The organism is Flavobacterium sp. (assembly GCF_028712645.1).
GTDB lineage: Bacteria > Bacteroidota > Bacteroidia > Flavobacteriales > Flavobacteriaceae > Flavobacterium.
In genome coordinates this window covers 1-2,642 of record NZ_JAQTPQ010000376.1, presented here as the reverse complement: position 1 = coordinate 2,642, position 2,642 = coordinate 1, and the positions used below count along the sequence as shown (strand labels likewise).

Here is a 2,642-nt window from a genome sequence, read left to right as displayed (position 1 = left end):
GTTTTATCAATCCAAAGACACACCGATTTTTGAGAAATACAATATAGAGAGACAAATCAAAACTTCATTTGGAAAAACAGTTTCCATGAGTAAAGGTGCTTATCTTATTATCGAACACACCGAAGCCTTACACGTCATTGACGTCAATAGCGGAAATCGTTCCAATAAAGCATCCAATCAGGAAGATACTGCCATGGAAGTTAATATGATTGCAGCTGCCGAAATAGCAAGACAATTACGTCTTCGCGATATGGGCGGAATAATTGTAGTTGATTTTATTGATATGTCAAATCCAGAAAATCGCAAAGTCTTGTTCGACTTCTTGAGGGAAGAAATGGACGATGATAAAGCCAAACACAAAATCTTACCACCAAGTAAATTTGGATTAGTCCAAATTACAAGACAAAGAGTAAGACCAGAAAGAAATATTAAAACTAGAGAAGAAGATCCAAACAATGTTTTAGGCGAAATTGAAGCACCAATTCAAATTATCGATAAAATTGCTTTCGATCTAGAAAGAATATTAAAAAGCCATAAAGAAGTTGTGCTCAACGTACACCCTTTTGTGGCAGCATACCTTACCAAAGGTTTTCCATCATTACGTTCAAAATGGTTTTTTGAACATAAAAAATGGGTAAAAATCATACCGCGTGACGCTTACACGTATTTAGAATATCACTTCTATGACAAAAAAGGAAGTGCTATTAAAGAATAAAACAAAAACCGCCTCTCGTAAGATTGGCGGTTTTTTTGTGGCTTTTTTTTAAACCCTTTAAAAATTTTCCCTAGTCCAAATTATATTCTAATCTCACTGTGATTCTAGCCGTTTTGTTCTTGCTAAAAGTGTCGTTATTTCCTCCATAACTATCTTCTTCCGTTGAACCCTGACCCGTAATTTGAAAAACTCCCATATTGGCTCCTTTTAATTTGCCCAATTTTCCGTTGCCTGTATTTACAATTTTATTGGCTCGTTCGTTAGCATCTCGAGTAGCATTTTCTATCAAACTTTGTTTCAAACTAGGTAAATTAGAATAGGTATATTGGATAGAATTGGATGTAAGCTCAATCCCTGAATTTATCAATTCCGAAGTTTTGCTTGAAACTTCTTCAATACGTTTCATTAGTTGAGGATTCTTTTTAGCAGAAAAGGAGATGCTTTGAGTAGCTTCATAACCATTAAAAACTTCTTCGGAATTTACATAGCCATTTTCAGCAGTTAGCGTTCTAATTTCTCTAAACTTTTTCTGGAAATTTACTGCTCCAAACGAAAACTCGTTCGGCTTAAACCCTTTACTGATAAAGAAATTGGAAACTATTTTTTGGTCAGAAATAATTTTGCCGTAAGCAGTTTTAATATCCATACTATTGGCGGTAAAACTTCCAGACCACAAAATTTCATCCGAAACAAAATCTTTTGTACCCAATCCGATTACCGAAATAGAATCTAAATTTTCATTTCTTTTTTTGAAAGATTGCCCCAAAATAAAGGCTGTAACAACAATTGCAATTCCAAAAATAATTGATGATTTGATTTTACTATCCATTAAATTTTAATTTAAAGTTTATTCAATAAATTTATTCTTAAAGTAAATGTAAGACTAATTGAGAAACGAAAATCAATTAGGAATCATTTTCTTTTTTTTACAAAAAACCGCTTCATCAAATCAGCAGCTTCATTAGCCAAAACTCCACGAACTACAGTAGTTTTTGGATGTAATTGTGTATTCATTTTCTCGAAACCACGATTTTCGTCACTGGCTCCAAAAACAATTTTCGAAATCTGACTCCAATACAAAGCACCGGCGCACATTTGGCAAGGTTCCAACGTGACATAAAGTGTGCAACCTGTTAAATATTTTCCGCCAAGAAAATTAGCAGCCGCAGTTATTGCCTGCATTTCGGCATGAGCAGTAACATCATTGAGCATTTCGGTTAAATTATGACCTCGGGCAATGACTTTATTATCAATGACAATAATAGCACCAACAGGAATTTCGTCTTTTTCAAAAGCTATTTCAGCTTCCTGCAAAGCCTTTTTCATAAAATATTCGTCGGTGAAAGGGTTTTCCATAGTTACAAAAATAAGAATTCAATTCGTACATTTGCTTTATGGACATGAATTTACTTCAACACATCAACAATCCAACTGATTTACGCCAACTCGACGAAGCTCAACTTCCTCAAGTTGCCCAGGAATTGCGTGATTTTATTATTGACATTGTTGCTGTAAAAGAAGGTCATAAAAAAAGGCTTCCAAAAAATGATGCCTTCTTCTAATATAAAATGAACCCTCTTAATTTACTTTTCCTGTTAAATAAAAGGTGGTAAAAGGAGGGTTTGTATTTCCATCAATTACAATTGAATTTTTTATCAAACCTATTCCCTTATCTTGTTTTTTGGGAATATACTTTATGTGTATTTCGGTAGTTTCATTTTCAGAAATTATAGAATCTTTTATTATTGCAGCGGTACAGCCACAACCAGTTCCAATTTGCCTTATTTTAAAATCTACCTTTGAAATATTTTTAATTTTAAAAATATAATTAACAGTATCTTTTAAAGTAATTTCTCCGAAATCATGGGTTTTCTGATATTTAACTATTGCAAAACTATATTTCTTTTGATTACAAGAAGTCAAAATA

4 protein-coding genes and 1 pseudogene are annotated in these 2,642 nt (G+C 33.0%); 2 read left to right on the top strand and 3 right to left on the bottom strand.

Annotated features, from left to right (window positions below; all coding sequences use genetic code 11):
* Positions 1-715, top strand: a 715-nt coding sequence (locus PHC28_RS18085; protein ID WP_300103802.1) for a ribonuclease E/G, incomplete at its 5' end; no start/stop codon positions are given.
* Positions 716-785: 70 nt separating this feature from the next.
* Here PHC28_RS18085 and PHC28_RS18080 read toward each other — a convergent pair.
* The gene (locus tag PHC28_RS18080) at positions 786-1,544 is read right to left on the bottom strand and encodes an SIMPL domain-containing protein (RefSeq protein ID WP_300103799.1); all 759 of its coding nucleotides are present in this window, start codon (positions 1,542-1,544) and stop codon (positions 786-788) included.
* Positions 1,545-1,627: 83 nt separating this feature from the next.
* Positions 1,628-2,071, bottom strand: coding sequence for a nucleoside deaminase (locus PHC28_RS18075; protein WP_300103797.1), 444 nt, complete (start codon positions 2,069-2,071; stop codon positions 1,628-1,630).
* A gap of 38 nt (positions 2,072-2,109) precedes the next feature.
* On the opposite strand from PHC28_RS18075, the pseudogene PHC28_RS18070 reads away from it, so the two are divergent.
* Positions 2,110-2,241: pseudogene (locus PHC28_RS18070) on the top strand (1-deoxy-D-xylulose-5-phosphate synthase N-terminal domain-containing protein); the annotation flags it as partial.
* Positions 2,242-2,293: 52 nt separating this feature from the next.
* On the opposite strand, the gene PHC28_RS18065 reads toward PHC28_RS18070, so the two are convergent.
* Positions 2,294-2,642: DUF1573 domain-containing protein (locus PHC28_RS18065; RefSeq protein WP_300103794.1), on the bottom strand; the 349-nt coding region annotated here is incomplete at its 5' end.